This is a genomic window from Actinophytocola sp., assembly GCF_035634895.1.
In the GTDB taxonomy this organism is placed as follows: domain Bacteria; phylum Actinomycetota; class Actinomycetes; order Mycobacteriales; family Pseudonocardiaceae; genus Actinophytocola.
On record NZ_DASQCC010000189.1, the window covers coordinates 94,164 to 110,415 of the forward strand.

The window sequence follows — 16,252 nt, forward strand, 5'->3', positions numbered from 1 at the left end:
CCCCCAAACGGGTCATTTCGTCGCAATGCGCTGCTGACCCGTCACCGTGCGGATTGGTCTGGACCTATCGGAACATCCGGCGCCAGGTGAGTTGCTCGCCGCGGCGACCCCCGTCACACACCATTGGTTGGAAACTCTCCGTGAACGCGTAGGCACCGGGAGTGTCACACGGCTCACCCGGGCGGACGAACTGTGGCTGCGGACCGCCGGGTTGGGGGTTGGTCGGGACCGTCGGCTGGGTGACGGGAGGAGGCACGATCTCGGCGGTCTGGGAGTACACCGGCGGGGCGACGATGGCGCCGAGCGGCGGGGTCGAGGTGGTCGGTCCCGTGGACGGCTCGTGGCTGGTCGCGATCTTGGGCACGCCCGGCGTGTTTGCCTCCGGGTCCTCGCCGCCACCCGTGGTGAGCAGGACGATGAACCCGACCAGCGCGATGGCCACGGCGACCGTGGCGACCCGGAGGACGACGACGACCGTGTCGCGGTTGCCGCGGCGCTCCGTCTCGGCGTCCGGGGCGTCGGCCGCCTCGTCGGTGAACTGCTCGAACAGCACGGTGGCGTCGCCATCCCGCTCTTCCGGCTGTTCCGCCTGTTCCGGCTGTTCCGCCTGTTCTCTGGCCCGCGCCGCCTTCGCCAGGGGGCCGCCCTTGGGCTCCTCGAACGATAGCCGCGGCATGATCATCCCCGTAATGTTCGTTCGCGGGCAGGTCGTCGATCAGGATAACGGTTGTGTCAACCCGCGCAATTAAATGACGTTGACGCGAACAGGTGATTCAGTGACCATTGTTGGCGGTGGGACAAACCTTCGAAGGAGCGGTCATGACGGGCATCGAGCGGCGACCGGAGCAGGGCCTCCGTGGCCGCGTGCTGCCCGAGCCGTGCCCGCGTGAGCTGCGGGAACGGCGCCCTGGCTCCCCACCGTGACCCGCATCGCGGGGATGCTTTCGGGAGCCGTCGGCCGGGAATTCCGGTAGGCGGCTCTGCTGTTTGTCATGCCATTAATTCGATATACCTCCGTGGCTCGGGTGGGCAGAGCGCGCGGGGTGCGTGTGTACGGGTGCGAGGGGGACGGCAACCCACCTGACCTGGGATCAGGAGACACCGCGTTCGACTCGCGGGCATCCGACGGTTTCACCGAGGGCGCGTTGGTCCAGCGGTATGGACACTGGCCTCTCAAGCCGGAGACACGGGTTCGAACCCCGTACGCGTCACCAGGCCGCTGAGGCAGCCTCACGTGCTGTTCAACGTGGCTGCCAGTGCGGTGAGCCGCTGTTCGAGGCGGGCGGTGTCCGCGGGTGCCACCGTCAGCCACTCGACCCGGTCGCGGTCGAACTCGCCGTGCACGAGGTAGCGGCCGGCGGCGGTGTCGAACCAGTTCAGCACGGGTGTGCGGGTGCGGCGGCCGAGCTGGTCGACCTCGTTGGCGGCGAGCTGGCCACCGCCGTGCCGGGCGGACTCGACGAGCGTGGTCACCGCCCCCAGCTCCCGGCCGGTGAGGCCGCCCCCGGTCAGCGTGCGTTCGAGGCCCGCGTACCCGGTCCTGGCGTACTCGTCGACGGCCGCGTCGAACACCTCGCGCGGCAGCCTGGCGACCCCGCCGGGCCCCGGCTTCTCGTCCGGCACCAACACGACGACCGCCGGCACCAGCCGCGCGTCCCGCACGGACGCGATGCGGACCTCGGCGTCGTTCTGCGCGGCGAGCACGCCACGCCGGCCGTCACTCGCGGCCAGGACCTTCAGGTGCTCACCGACCGACAACCGGCCGTCTACGCTGAACGTGTGCCGGCCGAGCACCGCCAGCCGCTCCTCCAGCACGGGCGCGACCTCGGCGCCGTCGTGCAGCCCCTTGTGCAGCAAGGACTGCCGGACCTCGGCACGCAGCGCCGCGCGTTCGGCCGCGGTGTGCCCGAAGGAGGCCACGTCGAGGGGGTAGGGACGTTCGGTGAAGCCGAGGTGCTCCCAGAGGAGGTCGAACTCCTGATGGGTCAGGGAGGCGTTCAACGCAGATGCGCGTCGAACCAGTTCAGCACGCGCTGCCAGGCCTCCATGGCCGTGTCCGGGTAGATGTCGAACCTGTGGTCCGCGGCCGGGTAGAGCACGACGTCGTTGGCCGTCTCGGAGCGCCGCGCCGCTTCCCGCAGGAGCGCCACCTCGTCGGCCACCTTGTCGCCGAACAGGCCCAGCCACGGGCACCGCAGCTCGGACGCCACGTCCACCAGCGCCGGCAGCCCGGGCGACGCGGGCTGGAGAATGCCACCGCCGGCGACCGAGACGGCCGCGCCGATGTCGCGGCTCGCGGCCACCACGAGCGACACCGCGCCACCAAGCTCGAAGCCCACGACGCCGATGCGGTCCGCCTCGATGCCGTGCTGCGCGAGCCAGCCGAACGCGATGTCGGTGTGGGCGAGCACCGAGTCGCCGGACAGCGTGCTGGCGCGGTCCCGTGCCGTGTCGGCATCGGTCTCGGTGGAGTCGCCGTCGTAGATGTGCGGGGCGATGGTCAGCCAACCCTCGTCCGCCAGCCCGGAGACCAGCGCCCGCATGGTGTGGGTGATGCCGCGTTCCTCGTGCAGGACCACGACGCCGCCTCTGACGACACCGTGCGGTTGGGCGAAGGTCATGCGGAGCGCACGACCGTCGGCCAGCTGGACAGGCTCGGTGCGGGTGGCTGCGGACATCCGCCTACCCAACCACGCCGAGGTGAACGGGAGTCAACGATTCCCAGCCGATCGGAGTAATCACGTGACAATCAGCTTGACGATGGCCGCCAACCCCACGACCACAATGGCCGCTCGGAGCCAGATCGGCCGCAGCCGCCGGCCGATCCGGGCGCCGACGACGCCACCGAGGACGGATCCGCCGGCCAGCAGGGCCACGACCAGCCAGTCCACGTCCGCGGCGAACACGAAGACCACACCGGACACGAGGTTGGCGGTGGCGACGAAGACGTTCTTGACGGCGTTGAGGCGCTGGAGCGTCTCCTCCATGAGGATGCCCATGAGCGCGATGAGGATCACACCCTGCGCGGCGCCGAAGTAGCCGCCGTAGACGGCGGTCGCGAACACGCCGAGCAGCAACGGGATCCCACCGTGCGGATGCCGGTCAGGAGTGCGCTCGGCGAGCTTCCTGGAGATGAGGGGTTGCAACAGGACGAGCGCGATCGCGACGACGATCAGCACCGGCACGACAGCTTCGAAGGCGCCGGCCGGGAGAGTGAGGAGCAGCAGGGCACCCACGACCGCGCCGAGCACCGTGACGATGCCGAACCTGACCAGGCGCCCGCCCTGTCCCTTCAGCTCCCGGCGGTAGCCGATGGCGCCGGTGACCGAACCGGGGACGAGCCCGAGGCCGTTCGAGACGTTCGCGACGACCGGTGGGTAGCCGAGCCCGAGCAGGACCGGGAACGTGACGAGCGTCCCCGACCCGACGACCGTGTTGATGCCGCCGGCGAGAAAGCCGGCGACCACCACGATCGCGATCTCCAGCGGTGTCACCGGGGAGCGAAGACGCAGAACTCGTTGCCCTCGGGGTCGGCGAGCACGTCCCATTCGATGTCGTCGTCCTTGCGGCGCACGACGGTGGCGCCGAGCTGCACGAGCTCGTCCCGGTCCCCGACCACGTCGAGGTGCATGCGGTTCTTGACGGTCTTCTTCTCCGGCACGGGGACGACCCAGATCAGCGGCCCCACGCCCGCCGGGTCGACGATCGGGACCGGCCACGCGGCCGGCCGCGCCCAGTCGTCCTTCGGCGGCTGGTGGACGTCCTTGCGGACGTAGCCCATGGCCCGGCACCACCAGTCGGCGAGGGCCTGGTGGTCGTCCGCGTCGAGACAGAGATCTTTGAAGCTCGCAGGCATGGGCGCATCGTCGCACGTGGCGGGGGTCTTCTGCGCTACGGCGGGCGTCACACGGCCTTGTGGAACCAGAGCCATGGGCCGTCGGCGCCGAGCGGCCGGTAGCCGGCACGACGGAAGATCGCCAAGGAGGCGGCGTTGTCCCGGTTGACGCACGCCCGGATGGTGGTTCGGCCGAGGCCACGCTCGGCGGCGAGAAGGATGGGGACGGCGAGCTTGCGGCCACGAGCCGCGGGCGCGACCGTGATGCTGATCTCCCAGTGGTCGTCCTCGCGATCCAGCCGGACGGTGCCGACGGGTTCACGGCCGTGCTCGGCGATCAGGAGCCGGCGGCCGGGATCGTCGAGGACACGGGCGAGCCAGCCACTGTGGTCGGCGGGCGCGACGGGGTCGGTGGTGCGGGACCACGCCCGGGTCCCGGGATCGTTGCGCCACGCAAGAAGAAGGCCGGAGTCACCAACGGTCGCGGCCCGGAGAACCACAGAACCGTCGGTGTTGCCGGCGTTGCCGGTGCCGACGGCGTTGTCGGTGCCGTCGGAGTTGTCGGCGTTGTCGGTGCCCTCCGGTAGCGTTGAAACCGGGGGACCCTCGGGCGCACGAAAGTCCCTTTCGTGCGAGCCCAACCCGATCGGGGCTGTGGACAACCCCTCGCGCGCCCCGGATTCGTCGGACCCCGCTGGTAGCGTTGAGAACGGGGGGCCCCCGCGCGTGCCAATGGGACTTTCGTGCGGCGGGTGCGACAGGGATGCCTCGGCGGTTTCGGTCTCGGCGGTCTCGGCCTCGGCGGTCTCGGTCTCGATCGCGTTGAGGATCCTGTTCGCGCCCTCGCCGTCCACGGCTGTCATTGCCTTGGCCGCCATGGCTTTTCGTCGCTCGGGGTCGAGGAGCAGGGCGCGCAGGTCGGCTGTGTGGTCGCGGGGGTCGGTGCCCAGGCCCGCTGCCAGGCCCTGCGTGACCGCCGCCTCGTACCCGGCCTTCTGGTTGTCCGCGATTCGGACCAGTGCCGCCGGGACGCCGATGCAGCACAGTTCCAGCAGCGTCACGCCCGCCGCGCTCACCACCAGGTCCGCGGACGCCAGCAGGGACGGCAGCGCCGGCGTGGGTGGGACCACCTCGACGCCCGGCACGGGCGCCGACGAGATCGCCGTCACCGTCACGGGCACGCCGGTCGCTCGCAATGCCTCCACGGCTGCCGCCACTGCCGCCGGGGCCGCGCCGCCTCCCATCACCACCACGACTCGTGGCGGTGTCGATCCCCCGCCGCGTGCCGCCCTGGCCGCGAGGATCTCCGCTCGCAGTGGGGCGTACCGCGGACCCCGCAGTACCAACCGTGAGCCGTCGGCCGGACGGTCCGTCGTGTACAGGTTCGAGTCCACCACGATGTCCGCTCGGCGGCGGCCGAACCGTCCGTCCTCGATGGACACCACCAGTGACTGGAGCGACACCTCGCCCAGTCCGTAGTGGTCGATCAGCACCGCGTCCGCCGGTTGCGGGGACGGGACCACGGGGAGGTCGCCCAGCAGCCACTGGCCCGCCGTGAAGGTTCCGCAGAGTGTGGCGTCCCAGCCACGGGCTCGGGCCGCCGTCGCCACCGCCACGCAGCGGGACAGGTGTCCCACGCCTGTCTCGGCGGTCGCGTCGGCGCGTAGCAGCAGGGACGGCATCAGGACTTCTGTGCCACGGCCGCGTTGAGTGCCACCACGTCCGGCCGGGAGCGCAGGAACGCGACCACGTCCTCCCAGCGCGGCACGTCGTCGCCCAGCGCCCGCACCACCGCGTCCAGCAGTTCGGCGTCCTCGGGGGTGTCCAGGGTGACGCGCAGGTCCGAGTTGTCCACGGCGGACACCACCCCGGCACAGCGGTAGGCCTCCGGTCGGGTGTAGATGTCCGACGTCACGTGCTCACGGTGGGTGCCCGTCGCGACCTGGTCCTGCTCCTCGAGCGTGGCGGTCCGGATCACCTCCGCGTCCAGTCCGCGCGGGTAGTGCCGGCCCAGGATGTTCGACACGTGGTCGAGCGTCGGGTCGGCCCGCCACAGGCCCACGACCTGCGCGATCAGCCTGGGGTCGTGCAGGGGGCAGTCGGCCGTGAGGCGCAGCACGGCGTCGCACGGGTGTGCGCGTACCGCCAGCATGTACCGGGTCAGCACGTCGTCCAGCGGGCCGCGGACGACGGCGGCGCCGCAGCGTCGTGCCTCCTCGGCGACCGCGTCGTCCGCCGGGTCGGTGGACGTCGCCAGGATCACGGTGTCCACGTTGTGTGTCCGCGCCGCGGCGCGGATCACCCAGCTCAGCACGGTTTTTCCGCCCAGCGGCCGCAGCACCTTGCCGGGCAGCCGGGTCGAGGACAACCGTGCCTGGATGACCGCGTTGACTCGCACGGGTGTCATGATGGCGCACTGGCAGAAACACGCCGACCGGGGAGGTAACACCATGGCGCTCCTGGAAGGGGCCAGCATCCTGCTCACCGGCGGGACGGGGTCCTTCGGGAAGGCGTTCATCGCCTACGCGCTGGAGCACCTGAACCCGCGCCGACTGGTGATCCTCTCCCGGGACGAGCTGAAGCAGTACGAGGCCCGCCAGCAGTTCGCCGACGACCCACGGCTGCGTTGGTTCATCGGCGACGTGCGGGACCGGCGCCGGCTCGAGCGCGCCATGCACGACGTGGACTACGTGGTGCACGCCGCGGCGCTCAAGCAGGTCGACACCGCCGAGTACAACCCGTTCGAGTTCGTCCAGACGAACGTCACGGGGTCGCAGAACGTGATCGAGGCGGCCATCGACTGTGGGGTCAAGAAGGTCGTGGCCCTGTCGACGGACAAGGCGTCGAGCCCGATCAACCTCTACGGCGCGACCAAGCTCTGCGCGGACCGCCTGTTCATCTCCGGCAACCACTACGCGGCCGGCCATGTGACCCGGTTCTCCGTCGTGCGCTACGGCAACGTCATGGGGTCGCGCGGCAGTGTCATCCCGTTCTTCCGCTCCCTGGCCGAGCGTGGCGAGGCCCTGCCGATCACCGACTACCGGATGACCCGCTTCTGGATCACGCTGCCGCAGGCCGTGGAGTTCGTGGTCAACTCTTTCGACCAGATGCACGGCGGCGAGTTGTACGTGCCACGCATCCCGAGCATGCGGATCACCGACCTGGCCAGGGTGATCGCGCCGAACAGCCCGACCAAGGAGGTCGGCGTCCGCCCCGGCGAGAAGCTCCACGAGGAGATGATCGCCCCGGACGACTCCCGCCGGACCCTCCTGCTCGACGACCGGTATGTCGTGATGCCGCACATCGCCGGCTGGGGCTACGAGCCCCCGGCGGGCGGCAAGTCCGTGCCGGAGGGCTTCGCGTACCGCTCGGACACCAACGACCTGTGGCTGTCCGACGACGACCTGCGGACGCTGGTGGCGCAGTATGGGTGACGTTCGGGAGCCGAGGGACGGAGCTACCCGTCCGACACTCCCGTACGGCCGGCAGTCGGTGACCGATGAGGACATCGACGCGGTCGCGGCGGTCCTCCGCGGTGACTGGCTGACGACCGGGCCTGCCGTACGCCAGTTCGAGGAGGAACTGTCCACGCTGGCCGGCGGCGCGGCGACCGTGACCGTGACGTCCGGCACCGCCGCACTCCACGTCGCGTACGCCGCGGCGGCCATCGGCGCCGGTGACGAGGTCGTCTGCGCGCCCATGACCTTCGTGGCGACCGCCGCCACCGCGATACTGCGCGGCGCCACGGTGGTCTTCGCGGACGTGTCACCGGAGACCGGCAACCTGCTGCCGGACGCCGCCGCGGCCGCGATGACCACGCGCACCCGTGTCGTGTCCGCCGTGGACTACGCCGGCCACCCCGCCCAGCACGACGAGCTGGCCAAGATCGCGCACGACGGCGGCGCCCTGCTGCTGGACGACGCCGCGCACTCGATCGGTGGCGCCTGGCAGGGCCGACCGGTCGGCACACTGGCCGATATCACCACCTTCTCCTTCTTTCCGACCAAGAACCTCACCACCGCGGAGGGCGGCGCGGTCGCGTCGCCGATCCCGGACCTGGCACGGCGGGCCGCCGAGTTCCGCAACCACGGCCTCGTACGCGACCCCGACCGGCTGCGTTACCCCGACGAGGGCGGCTGGCACCAGGAGGTGCACGAGTTCGGCCTGAACTACCGGTTGCCCGACGTGTTGTGTGCCCTGGGCTCCAGTCAGCTCCGGCGGCTGGACCGGTTCAGGGCACGCCGCGCCGAGATCCACGCCAGGTACACCGCCGGCCTGTCCGATGTGGACGGCGTGCGCACCCCCGTGACACTGCCGGGCGCCGACCCGATGTGGCACCTGTACGCGCTGCGGGTGCTCGACGGGCGCAGGCGGGATCTCTACGAACACCTACGCGCCAACGGAATCGGCGTGCAGGTGAACTACCTTCCCGTGTACTGGCACCCGGTGTTAGAGGACCTCGGCTACCAGCGCGGCATGTGCCCGAACGCCGAGCAGTTCTATGCCGAAGAGTTGTCCCTACCTCTCTTCCCGGACCTGTCCGACGCGGACGTGGACCGTGTGATCGACCTGGTGCGTGGCTTTTTCTGATGGACCTGTCGCCATGGGGCTCGCCACCGCTCGGTGCGCGCCTGGGTGGCGGTCACCGCAACGAGGTCTACCGGGCCGGCGACCGGGTCGCCCGACGCTCCCGACGCTCGCCGGCGTCCCTGGAGTGGGAGCTGGACCTCCTGGATCACCTGTCCCGCAACGACTTCACCGTTCCGACGGTGGTTCCGGCACGGGACGGCCGCCGCCACGTCGACGGCGTGGTGGTGCAGGAGTGGCTGCCCGGCCGCGAGCCGGCCGACGGCGACTGGCCGCTCGTGGCGGACGAGCTGCGCAGGCTCCATGCCCTGATGGCCGGCTGGCCACCGCGCCCGGACTTCCCCGGCACCCGTGAGCTGCTGACCCGGGATCAGGGCGGCGACGTGGACCTCACCAGGATGCCGGCATCCGTCGTGGCGACGTGCCGGAAAGCGTGGCGAGCCCTGACCGGCCCGACGACCGTCGTCCACGGCGACCCCTGCGCGGCGAACATCCGCGTCCAGGACGACGGCGGAATCGGCTTCCTGGACTGGGACGAGGCGCGCGTGGACCACCCGTGGCTGGACCTGGGCGACCTACCCGGCCACCAGGTCCCGGCGACAACAGCGACTATGACAGCGACGACGACGGCAAGGACGACGGCAAGGACAGCGGCAGGGTCAACAGCAGCGGCGACGGCAAGCGCGAGAGCGGCCGTCGACGCCTGGGAGGTGGCGAATGCGTGGTTCATGGAGCCAACGTATGCGCGCCGCCGCCTCGCTCGCCTGCCTGTGGATCATTTTGTGGATAACTGACCCTGTTGTGGACAACCTGTGTGCCAGCAAGCGTTTGCGATACACATGCCTGTGGATAACTAGATGAGATCCCAGGTCAGCGGCGTGCCCCTCACCGCGCTGACACGGAACCGCCGACCCAGGACTGTGGACAGCTCGACGGGTGGCAGCCCACCGGCCGGTCGAATCGAACGCACGTTCGAGATGGTCACCTCGTCCCCCTCCGAAACGTCGGCCACCACGTAGAGCGACCGCCGCAGCCGGAGGACCTCCCGCTCACTCTCCTTGGGCCCGATCCGGGGGACACCCAGCGCCTGCCACGCCCGCTCGGTCTCGACGGCGAGCGCGGCCAGCTCCGCCGGCTCGAGCGAGAAGTCGCTGTCCACTCCCCCGTCCGACCGGGCCAGCGTGACGTGCTTCTCGATGGCGCACGCCCCGAGCGCGACCGCGGCCACCGGCACACCGATGCCCGGAGTGTGGTCCGAGAGCCCCGGCACGACGTCGAAGGCGTCGGCGATCAGCGGGATGCCTCGCAGGTTGCTGTCCGCGGGGGACGCCGGGTAGGACGCCGTGCACCCGAGCACGATGAGCTGGTCGTTGCCAGCGGCCCGGGCGGTGGCGACCGCGGCGTGGATCTCCGCCACGTTGGCCATCCCGGTCGAGATGACCAGCGGCTTGCCGGTCCGCGCACACAGCTCGATCAGCGGCAGGTCCACGATCTCGGCCGATGCGATCTTGTATGCCGGCGCGTCGAGGCTTTCCAGCAGCTCGATCGCGGTCGGGTCGAAGGGGCTGGAGAAGACCGTGAGCCCCTGCGCGGCCGCCCGCTCGAAGATGGGCGCGTGCCACTCCCACGGCGTGTGGGCCTTCTCGTACAGGGAGTAGAGGTTCTCCCCGCCCCAGAGCGAGTGGTCGGACGAGATGCGGAACGCGGGCGTGTCGACGTCGATGGTGATCGTGTCCGCCCGGTAGGTCTGGAGCTTCAGCGCCTGCGCCCCCGACGCGGCCACGGCGTCGACGATCGCGAGGGCACGGTCCAGCGACCCGTTGTGGTTCCCGGACATCTCGGCGATGACGAAGGGCCGGTGCCCCGGGCCGACAGTGTGCTTACCGATACGGACTTCACGCATACACGCAACGTACCCCGGGCGAAAGACATGGCCCCCACCATGCCGCCACCGCCCGGGCCGATGCCCGAAACCGAACTGGTCAGGCCTCCTATCAAACTCCGGAAAACCGGCTCAGGAAGCCCGCCAGGACGACTCGCCATACGTGTCCGCCAACAGATCCCCGAAGATCAACATGCACGCCAGACAGCGTTCACCGTCGTCCGTGCACTGGATCTTGGAATTGGGGACGCAGTGTTCGCACAGCGCCTCCCCGAAGTCGCGTCCAGCCTCCTCGTTGCCGAAGGCATGCACCCGGTTGTCGTAAGCGGACCGCCACCACTGCACTTCAACCATGTCCCGGACCCCTATCGCGCCTGTATACAGGATTCAGGGTCCACGAATGGAGTAGCGGGCAACAGAGTTGATCCCAAGACTACACAGTTCAACATTTCCCACTTGAACGTTAAACTGTTAAGAACGGCAACGGAAAGTGACTCGAGAACCCTAACGATCACTCAGCGCGATCTTCGAGCTTCCGCAGCCGGTCCTCGTACTGCGCCACGGCGGTAAGACGCACGCGAATCTGCATGTGCTCACGGCGGATCTCGTCGATCAGCGAGCGCGCCTCGTCGACCTGCGGGCCGTCCGCGGCCGGGACGGCGCTGATCTTCTCCCGCAGCGACTCCAGCTGGGACTCCTGGGCGGCCACCTGCGGGATGATCCGCTCCAGCTCGTTGGCGCTCCACTTCTGCAACCGCTCAACCTCGTCGAAGCGCCGGATCAGGTCGTCGAGGCGCCCACGCATGTCGCCGACCGTGCCGTGGTACTCGTCGTGGAGCCGGTTGATCTTGTCGTAGTAGTGCCGCAACTCCTCGAGCGGGACCCGCTCGTTGATCCGGTAGTCGATCAGGCGCTTGACGCGGTCGGACACGACCTGCCGTGCGCCCCACAGGTTGCGAATGTTGCTCAATGTCATTCCCTCAGCGAAGCAGCCTGGTCAGGCCGGTCTTGGTCCACGAGTCGAGCAGCCGCCCCTCGGCGGCGATCTGGTGCTCCGGTCCGACGATGCAGGAGTCGCCGGCCGCGTGCATCCAGGAGGTCTGGTTCGGGTCGTCGATGAACGAGTACCCGGTCAGCAGCAGCTCAGCCTCCGGGTAGCAGGTTCGCGCGATCCACGCCGCCATCGTGCCGGTGGTCGCCCAGGTGCCCTCGGCACGAGTGGGCAGGCCGAGGGCGTCCGACAACGGCAGCGTGACCTCCGCGTTGTTGACCGGCACCAGGCCGAGGTCCTCGGGCCACCAGCCGGGCAGCATGTCCGGCTCCCAGTGCAGGCGGCCCGGCTCGACCATGAGGTACAGCCGCTTGCGGTAGTTCTCGAAGACGTACTTCGTCGCCCGCAGTGCACGGTTGAACACCACGACGTGACAACGACTGCCGACCGTCGGCGGCGCACCTGGCTCGTCGGTCACGAAGCCGTTGACCCGAAAGACCAGGTCACAGGCGTCGATCGCCTTGGCGCGCTCCTCGTTCGCCGCCATCGGCATGTTGCCGACGACGGCCACGGTGCGTGGTTCCGGGTGTTCGGCATAGACGTCAACAAGCGAGCGCATGACGCTCTGCACAGGGACGACGTCGACCATGGGCGGAGAAGTTACCAGGCCTACACACTGAAACGAATGCCCTGTTTGGAACGTAACGGTTTCCCTGCACGCAACGTAACGGTCTGCGCGAACCGCATCCCCTGCGGCACGCACGGTGGCCGCCGGTACGCTCGATAACCGTGTCAGTAACGAGCACTGCCGAGCAGGAGCAGGCACCTCCACCCCCTTCCAGCCGTAGCTGGTCGCGTGCGTGGGAGGACATCGTCGAGGGCGTCAAACAGCGCGAGCTGTGGGGGCATCTCGGCTGGCAGGACATCAAGCAGCGCTACCGCCGGTCGGTGATCGGCCCGCTGTGGATCACGCTCTCGATGGCGATCACCGCCATCGGGCTCGGCCTGCTCTACTCACAGCTGTTCAGCGCGAACATCCCGACGTTCCTCCCGTACGTCACGGTCGGGTTCATCGTCTGGAACTTCATGCTCGGCTGCCTCATCGAGGGCACCGACACGTTCATCGGCAACGAGGGCCTGATCAAGCACCTGCCCGCGCCGCTGACCGTGTACGCGCTGCGCACGGTGTGGCGGCTCACCCTGATGCTCGCGCACAACCTGCTGGTGTACGTGGTCATCGTGGTCATCTTCTGGAGCGACCTGACGACGTCCGGCTACGAGATCTCGCCGGGTGGGGACCCGCAGCCGGGAATCAGCGCGACGATCCTCCTGGCGATCCCCGCGTTCGCGCTGCTGGCCCTGAACGGCGGCTGGGTCGCGATCCTCTTCGGCATCATCTCCACGCGCTACCGGGACATCCCCCCGGTCATCTCGAGCGTGGTGAACCTGCTGTTCTTCATGACGCCGATCGTGTGGACCACCGACATCCTGACCAACCGGATCGGTGGCGGCGCCGACTGGAAGATCCTGATCGCCGAGCTGAACCCCCTGTACCACTTCGTGCAGATCCTGCGCGCACCGCTGATCGGCAACTCCCAGAGCTGGCATCACTGGGCTGTCGTCGGCGGGTTTACCGTTGTGGGGTGGGCGCTGGCCTTCGTGGCCATGCGTAACTACCGTGCCCGAGTCTCCTACTGGGTCTGAGCGAGGCGAGAGAGAAGCCAATGGTCAGTATCGACGTCTGGAACGCCTCCGTCGACTTCCCGATCTTCGACGCGAAGTCCCGTTCCCTGAAGAAGCTCGTCCTCGGCAAGGTGGGCGGCAAGATCGGCACCGAGCAGAAGGTGCCGATCATCGAGGCACTGCACGACATCTCACTGTCGCTCAAGGAGGGCGACCGGGTCGGGCTGGTCGGCCACAACGGCGCCGGCAAGTCGACACTGCTCCGGCTGCTGGCCGGCATCTACGAGCCGACCCGCGGCTCTGCCAGGACCATCGGCAAGGTCGCGCCGGTCTTCGACCTCGGCGTCGGCATGGACCCGGAGATCTCCGGGCTCGAGAACATCATGATCCGCGGTCTGTTCCTCGGCATGACCCGCAAGCAGATGGAGAAGCGGGTCGACGACATCGCGGAGTTCACCGAGCTCGGCGACTACCTGCAGATGCCGCTGCGGACGTACTCGACCGGCATGCGGGTCCGCCTCGCGCTGGGCGTGGTCACCTCGATCGACCCGGAGATCCTGCTGCTTGACGAGGGCATCGGCGCGGTCGACGCGGCGTTCCTCGCGAAGGCGCGGACCCGTCTGGTGGATCTGGTGAAGCGCTCCGGCATGTTGGTGTTCGCCTCGCACCAGGACGACCTATTGTTCGAGCTGTGCAACACGGCCATCTGGATGGACGAGGGGCACGTGAAGATGCACGGCTCGTTGCGCGAGGTCATCACCGGCTACAAGGGTAGGGACCCGTTCCCGGGCATGGACACCGAGACTCTCGACCGTCTCGGCGTCGAGAAGGCGCTCACAACCAACGGCGGCGAGGTCTGAATGAACTTCGATGGGCAGTTGCCGTCGAACGCGGTGGTCGCCGTGGTGGTCACCCGCCATCGCAGGGAGCTGCTCGCCGACTCACTGAAGATGATCGGCGCGCAGACCCGGCCGCCGGACCACCTCGTCGTGGTCGACAACGGCCCTGACGACCCGGTCGCGGACATCGTCGAGAGCTGCCCGGTGCCGTCCACCTACCTCGCCTCGCACCGCAACCTCGGCGGGGCGGGTGGCTTCGCCCTTGGCATGCTGCACGCGTTGTCGATGGGCGCCGAGTGGGTGTGGTGCGCGGACGACGACGGCCGCCCGGCGGACGAGAACGTGCTGGAGATCCTGCTCGACGAGGCTCGGTCACGCAACCTGGCGCAGATCTCGCCGGTGGTGTCGAACATCGAGTCCCCGGCGAAGCTGGCGTTCCCGCTCCGGCGCGGCCTGACGTGGAAGCGCAGCGCGGCCGAGCTGGGCACGGACTTCCTGCCCGGCATCGCCTCGCTGTTCAACGGCGCCCTGTTCCGCGCGGCGACGCTGGACGTCATCGGCGTGCCGGACTACCGCCTGTTCTTCCGCGGCGACGAGGTGGAGATCCACCGGCGGCTCGTGCGGTCCGGGCTGCCGTTCGGCACCTCGCTGCGCGCCGCCTACCTGCACCCGGACGGCTCCGAGGAGTTCAAGCCGATGCTGGGCGGCCGGTTCCACGCGCAGGACCCGGAGAACGAGGTGAAGCGGTACTACACCTACCGCAACCGCGGGTACCTGCTGTCGCAGCCGGGACTGCGCAAGATCGGCATGCTGGAGCTGGTCCGGTTCGGCCTGTACTTCCTCGGCACCAAGCGGGACCCGAAGGCGTTCATGCAGTGGCTCAAGCTGGTGCGGCAGGGCAGGCGGGAGAGGTTCTTCCGCTTCTAGCGGATCCGCTGGCGGCGAACTCTCGTTGCCCCGCGCGCCGGTCGGTGGTGGTGTTGGGGTATGGCTGATCCCAAACACGCGCTGGTGCTGCACATGACCGGCAGTGGCGAGCCGGTGGTGTTCGCGCTGTCCGACGAGGTCGCGCGCGAGCTGGCGCCGAGACTGCCGGAGCTGTTGTCGGCGGCGAAGGTCGACTCCGTGGGCCTGGCGGACGGCGCCTCGGTCGCGGTGAACTTCGCCCACGTGGTGACCGCGCATCTGGACGAGCTGCCCCCGAACGCGCGGGTGTACGGCACGGTGGCGCGCCGACACGGGTTCGCCGTCTCGTAGGAGTCCCTACGATCTGCCGCATGGCACTTCTCCACCGCACGACACTGCGTCCCACGAAGCTCGAGCTGCTGTCGGTCTGGCTGCCCACCCGTCGCTGGTACGAGGGGGACGGTGAGGTCGAGCGGGTCGCCGGGTTCCGCTTCGACGACCCCGCCGGCGCGGTCGGCATGGAGACCATGCTGGTCCGGTCGGCCGGCGGGCCGGTCCACCAGGTCCCGCTGTCCTACCGCGAGACGCCGCTGCCCGGCGCCGACGACTTCCTCGTCGCCACCGCCGAACACGGCACGCTCGGCACGCGCTGGGTGTACGACGCGTGCGGGGACCCCGTCTACGCCGCGGCGCTGGCCCGCGCGATCCTCGCCGGCGACGACCAGGCCGAGGAGTACTTCGAGGACGACGGCAGGCGGGTGTACCGCGAGCCGACCATGGCCATCGCCGGGAGCGGACGGGCCGGGGCACCCGGGGTCGGGCAGGTTCGCCGCGTCGAGGACGGCGACCCGACCGTCGTGGTCACGGACACCGTCGAGCTGACCGTCCTCCGGCGGATCGGCGACACCGGGACGAGCCGGCCGGCGCTGACCGGTACGTGGGACGGCGAGACGCGAGTACTGGCGTACGCCTCGAATCTCTGACTAAAGTCAGCGAATGGACGCTGTCGCGGAGGTTCGACGGTTCACCCGGCTGGTGACCCAGCGCGTGGGGGCACTCAACGACCACTACCTGGCACGGGACCGCCCGCTGGGCGAGGCGCGGCTGCTGTGGGAGATCGACGAGGGCGCGGACGTACGTGACCTGCGGGCCCGGCTCGACCTGGACTCCGGCTACCTGAGCCGGCTGCTGCGCTCGCTGGAGTCGGCCGGGCTGGTGACCGTCGAACCGAGCGACCAGGACCGCAGGGTCCGGATCGCCCGCCTCACCGCGCCCGGCCGGCGCGAGCGGGCGATCCTCGACGAGCGGGCCGACGACCTCGCCAGCTCGCTCCTGGCGCCCCTGAACGCGAGGCAGCGGGCGCGGCTGGTCGAGGCCATGCGCGGGGTCGACCGCCTGTTGACCGCCGGCCTGGTCACGGTCGCGCCGGCCGACCCGGACCACCCGCACGCCCGGCACTGCCTGACCGCCTACTTCGCCGAGCTGGCCGTGCGCTTCGAGGACGGTTTCGACGCCGGCCTCGGCATCTC

Annotated in this window: 20 protein-coding genes and 1 tRNA gene; 10 read left to right on the forward strand and 11 right to left on the reverse strand. The window is 69.6% G+C overall.

The features are described from left to right. Nucleotides 1-64 precede the first annotated feature (64 nt). Nucleotides 65-676, reverse strand: a complete 612-nt coding sequence (locus tag VET29_RS28045) for a hypothetical protein (protein WP_324925814.1) — start codon at nucleotides 674-676, stop codon at nucleotides 65-67. 463 nt (nucleotides 677-1,139) lie between these two features. Between VET29_RS28045 and VET29_RS28050 the strand changes: the two genes are divergently transcribed. Further along, a tRNA-Glu gene (locus VET29_RS28050) sits at nucleotides 1,140-1,214 on the forward strand. Nucleotides 1,215-1,230: 16 nt separating this feature from the next. Here the strand turns inward: VET29_RS28050 and VET29_RS28055 are convergent. The 6 genes from VET29_RS28055 to VET29_RS28080 are packed head-to-tail and all read right to left on the reverse strand — an operon-like array spanning nucleotide 1,231 to nucleotide 6,242. Then, entirely contained in the window at nucleotides 1,231-2,001 is a 771-nt protein-coding gene (locus VET29_RS28055) for an ESX secretion-associated protein EspG (protein WP_324925816.1), read from the reverse strand. Further along, on the reverse strand, nucleotides 1,998-2,678 hold the full coding sequence (locus tag VET29_RS28060) for a dienelactone hydrolase family protein (RefSeq protein WP_324925818.1): 681 nt from the start codon (nucleotides 2,676-2,678) through the stop codon (nucleotides 1,998-2,000). The genes VET29_RS28055 and VET29_RS28060 overlap by 4 nt, the downstream gene beginning before the upstream one ends. 60 nt (nucleotides 2,679-2,738) lie before the next feature. Continuing rightward, nucleotides 2,739-3,494 (reverse strand): sulfite exporter TauE/SafE family protein, encoded by a 756-nt coding sequence (locus VET29_RS28065; RefSeq protein ID WP_324925820.1) that lies wholly within the window; start codon nucleotides 3,492-3,494, stop codon nucleotides 2,739-2,741. Continuing rightward, entirely contained in the window at nucleotides 3,491-3,856 is a 366-nt protein-coding gene (locus tag VET29_RS28070) for a VOC family protein (RefSeq protein ID WP_324925822.1), read from the reverse strand. The genes VET29_RS28065 and VET29_RS28070 overlap by 4 nt, the downstream gene beginning before the upstream one ends. Before the next feature lie 47 nt (nucleotides 3,857-3,903). Next, nucleotides 3,904-5,517 carry a bifunctional UDP-2,4-diacetamido-2,4,6-trideoxy-beta-L-altropyranose hydrolase/GNAT family N-acetyltransferase gene (locus VET29_RS28075; protein ID WP_324925825.1) on the reverse strand — a complete coding sequence of 538 codons (1,614 nt, stop codon included), beginning with the start codon at nucleotides 5,515-5,517 and terminating at the stop codon, nucleotides 3,904-3,906. Continuing rightward, nucleotides 5,517-6,242: a glycosyltransferase family protein gene (locus tag VET29_RS28080; protein WP_324925827.1), complete on the reverse strand. Its 726-nt coding sequence runs from the start codon at nucleotides 6,240-6,242 to the stop codon at nucleotides 5,517-5,519. Before VET29_RS28080 ends, VET29_RS28075 begins: the two co-directional genes overlap by 1 nt. 43 nt (nucleotides 6,243-6,285) lie before the next feature. Here VET29_RS28080 and pseB point away from each other — a divergent pair, with 43 nt between their 5' ends. Genes pseB through VET29_RS28095 form a run of 3 tightly spaced genes read left to right on the forward strand, consistent with a single transcriptional unit; the run spans nucleotide 6,286 to nucleotide 9,216 of the window. Beyond that, nucleotides 6,286-7,269, forward strand: coding sequence for a UDP-N-acetylglucosamine 4,6-dehydratase (inverting) (pseB, locus tag VET29_RS28085; RefSeq protein WP_324925858.1), 984 nt, complete (start codon nucleotides 6,286-6,288; stop codon nucleotides 7,267-7,269). Then, complete coding sequence (locus VET29_RS28090; protein ID WP_324925829.1) at nucleotides 7,262-8,425, forward strand: DegT/DnrJ/EryC1/StrS family aminotransferase; 1,164 nt, start codon at nucleotides 7,262-7,264, stop codon at nucleotides 8,423-8,425. The genes pseB and VET29_RS28090 overlap by 8 nt, the downstream gene beginning before the upstream one ends. Then, nucleotides 8,425-9,216, forward strand: coding sequence for a phosphotransferase enzyme family protein (locus VET29_RS28095; protein WP_324925831.1), 792 nt, complete (start codon nucleotides 8,425-8,427; stop codon nucleotides 9,214-9,216). The genes VET29_RS28090 and VET29_RS28095 overlap by 1 nt, the downstream gene beginning before the upstream one ends. Before the next feature lie 59 nt (nucleotides 9,217-9,275). On the opposite strand, the gene pseI is transcribed toward VET29_RS28095, so the two are convergent. From pseI to VET29_RS28115, 4 genes are all read right to left on the reverse strand, one after another. Further along, on the reverse strand, nucleotides 9,276-10,325 hold the full coding sequence (pseI, locus tag VET29_RS28100) for a pseudaminic acid synthase (RefSeq protein WP_324925833.1): 1,050 nt from the start codon (nucleotides 10,323-10,325) through the stop codon (nucleotides 9,276-9,278). Nucleotides 10,326-10,436: 111 nt separating this feature from the next. Beyond that, nucleotides 10,437-10,658 carry a hypothetical protein gene (locus VET29_RS28105; RefSeq protein ID WP_324925835.1) on the reverse strand — a complete coding sequence of 74 codons (222 nt, stop codon included), beginning with the start codon at nucleotides 10,656-10,658 and terminating at the stop codon, nucleotides 10,437-10,439. 157 nt (nucleotides 10,659-10,815) lie between these two features. Continuing rightward, nucleotides 10,816-11,274, reverse strand: a complete 459-nt coding sequence (locus tag VET29_RS28110) for a hypothetical protein (RefSeq protein WP_324925837.1) — start codon at nucleotides 11,272-11,274, stop codon at nucleotides 10,816-10,818. 10 nt (nucleotides 11,275-11,284) lie between these two features. Beyond that, nucleotides 11,285-11,914 (reverse strand): hypothetical protein, encoded by a 630-nt coding sequence (locus tag VET29_RS28115; RefSeq protein WP_324925860.1) that lies wholly within the window; start codon nucleotides 11,912-11,914, stop codon nucleotides 11,285-11,287. 170 nt (nucleotides 11,915-12,084) lie between these two features. Here VET29_RS28115 and VET29_RS28120 point away from each other — a divergent pair, with 170 nt between their 5' ends. The 6 genes from VET29_RS28120 to VET29_RS28145 form a co-directional block, all read left to right on the forward strand. Further along, nucleotides 12,085-12,999, forward strand: coding sequence for an ABC transporter permease (locus tag VET29_RS28120; protein WP_324925839.1), 915 nt, complete (start codon nucleotides 12,085-12,087; stop codon nucleotides 12,997-12,999). A gap of 20 nt (nucleotides 13,000-13,019) precedes the next feature. Continuing rightward, complete coding sequence (locus VET29_RS28125; protein ID WP_324925841.1) at nucleotides 13,020-13,838, forward strand: ABC transporter ATP-binding protein; 819 nt, start codon at nucleotides 13,020-13,022, stop codon at nucleotides 13,836-13,838. Continuing rightward, entirely contained in the window at nucleotides 13,839-14,744 is a 906-nt protein-coding gene (locus tag VET29_RS28130) for a glycosyltransferase family 2 protein (protein ID WP_324925843.1), read from the forward strand. A 60-nt stretch (nucleotides 14,745-14,804) separates the two neighbouring features. After that, nucleotides 14,805-15,074, forward strand: a complete 270-nt coding sequence (locus VET29_RS28135) for a hypothetical protein (protein ID WP_324925845.1) — start codon at nucleotides 14,805-14,807, stop codon at nucleotides 15,072-15,074. 20 nt (nucleotides 15,075-15,094) lie between these two features. Continuing rightward, nucleotides 15,095-15,706 carry a CG0192-related protein gene (locus VET29_RS28140; protein WP_324925847.1) on the forward strand — a complete coding sequence of 204 codons (612 nt, stop codon included), beginning with the start codon at nucleotides 15,095-15,097 and terminating at the stop codon, nucleotides 15,704-15,706. 13 nt (nucleotides 15,707-15,719) lie between these two features. Next, a partial coding sequence (locus VET29_RS28145) for a MarR family winged helix-turn-helix transcriptional regulator (RefSeq protein ID WP_324925849.1) occupies nucleotides 15,720-16,252 on the forward strand: 533 nt, incomplete at its 3' end.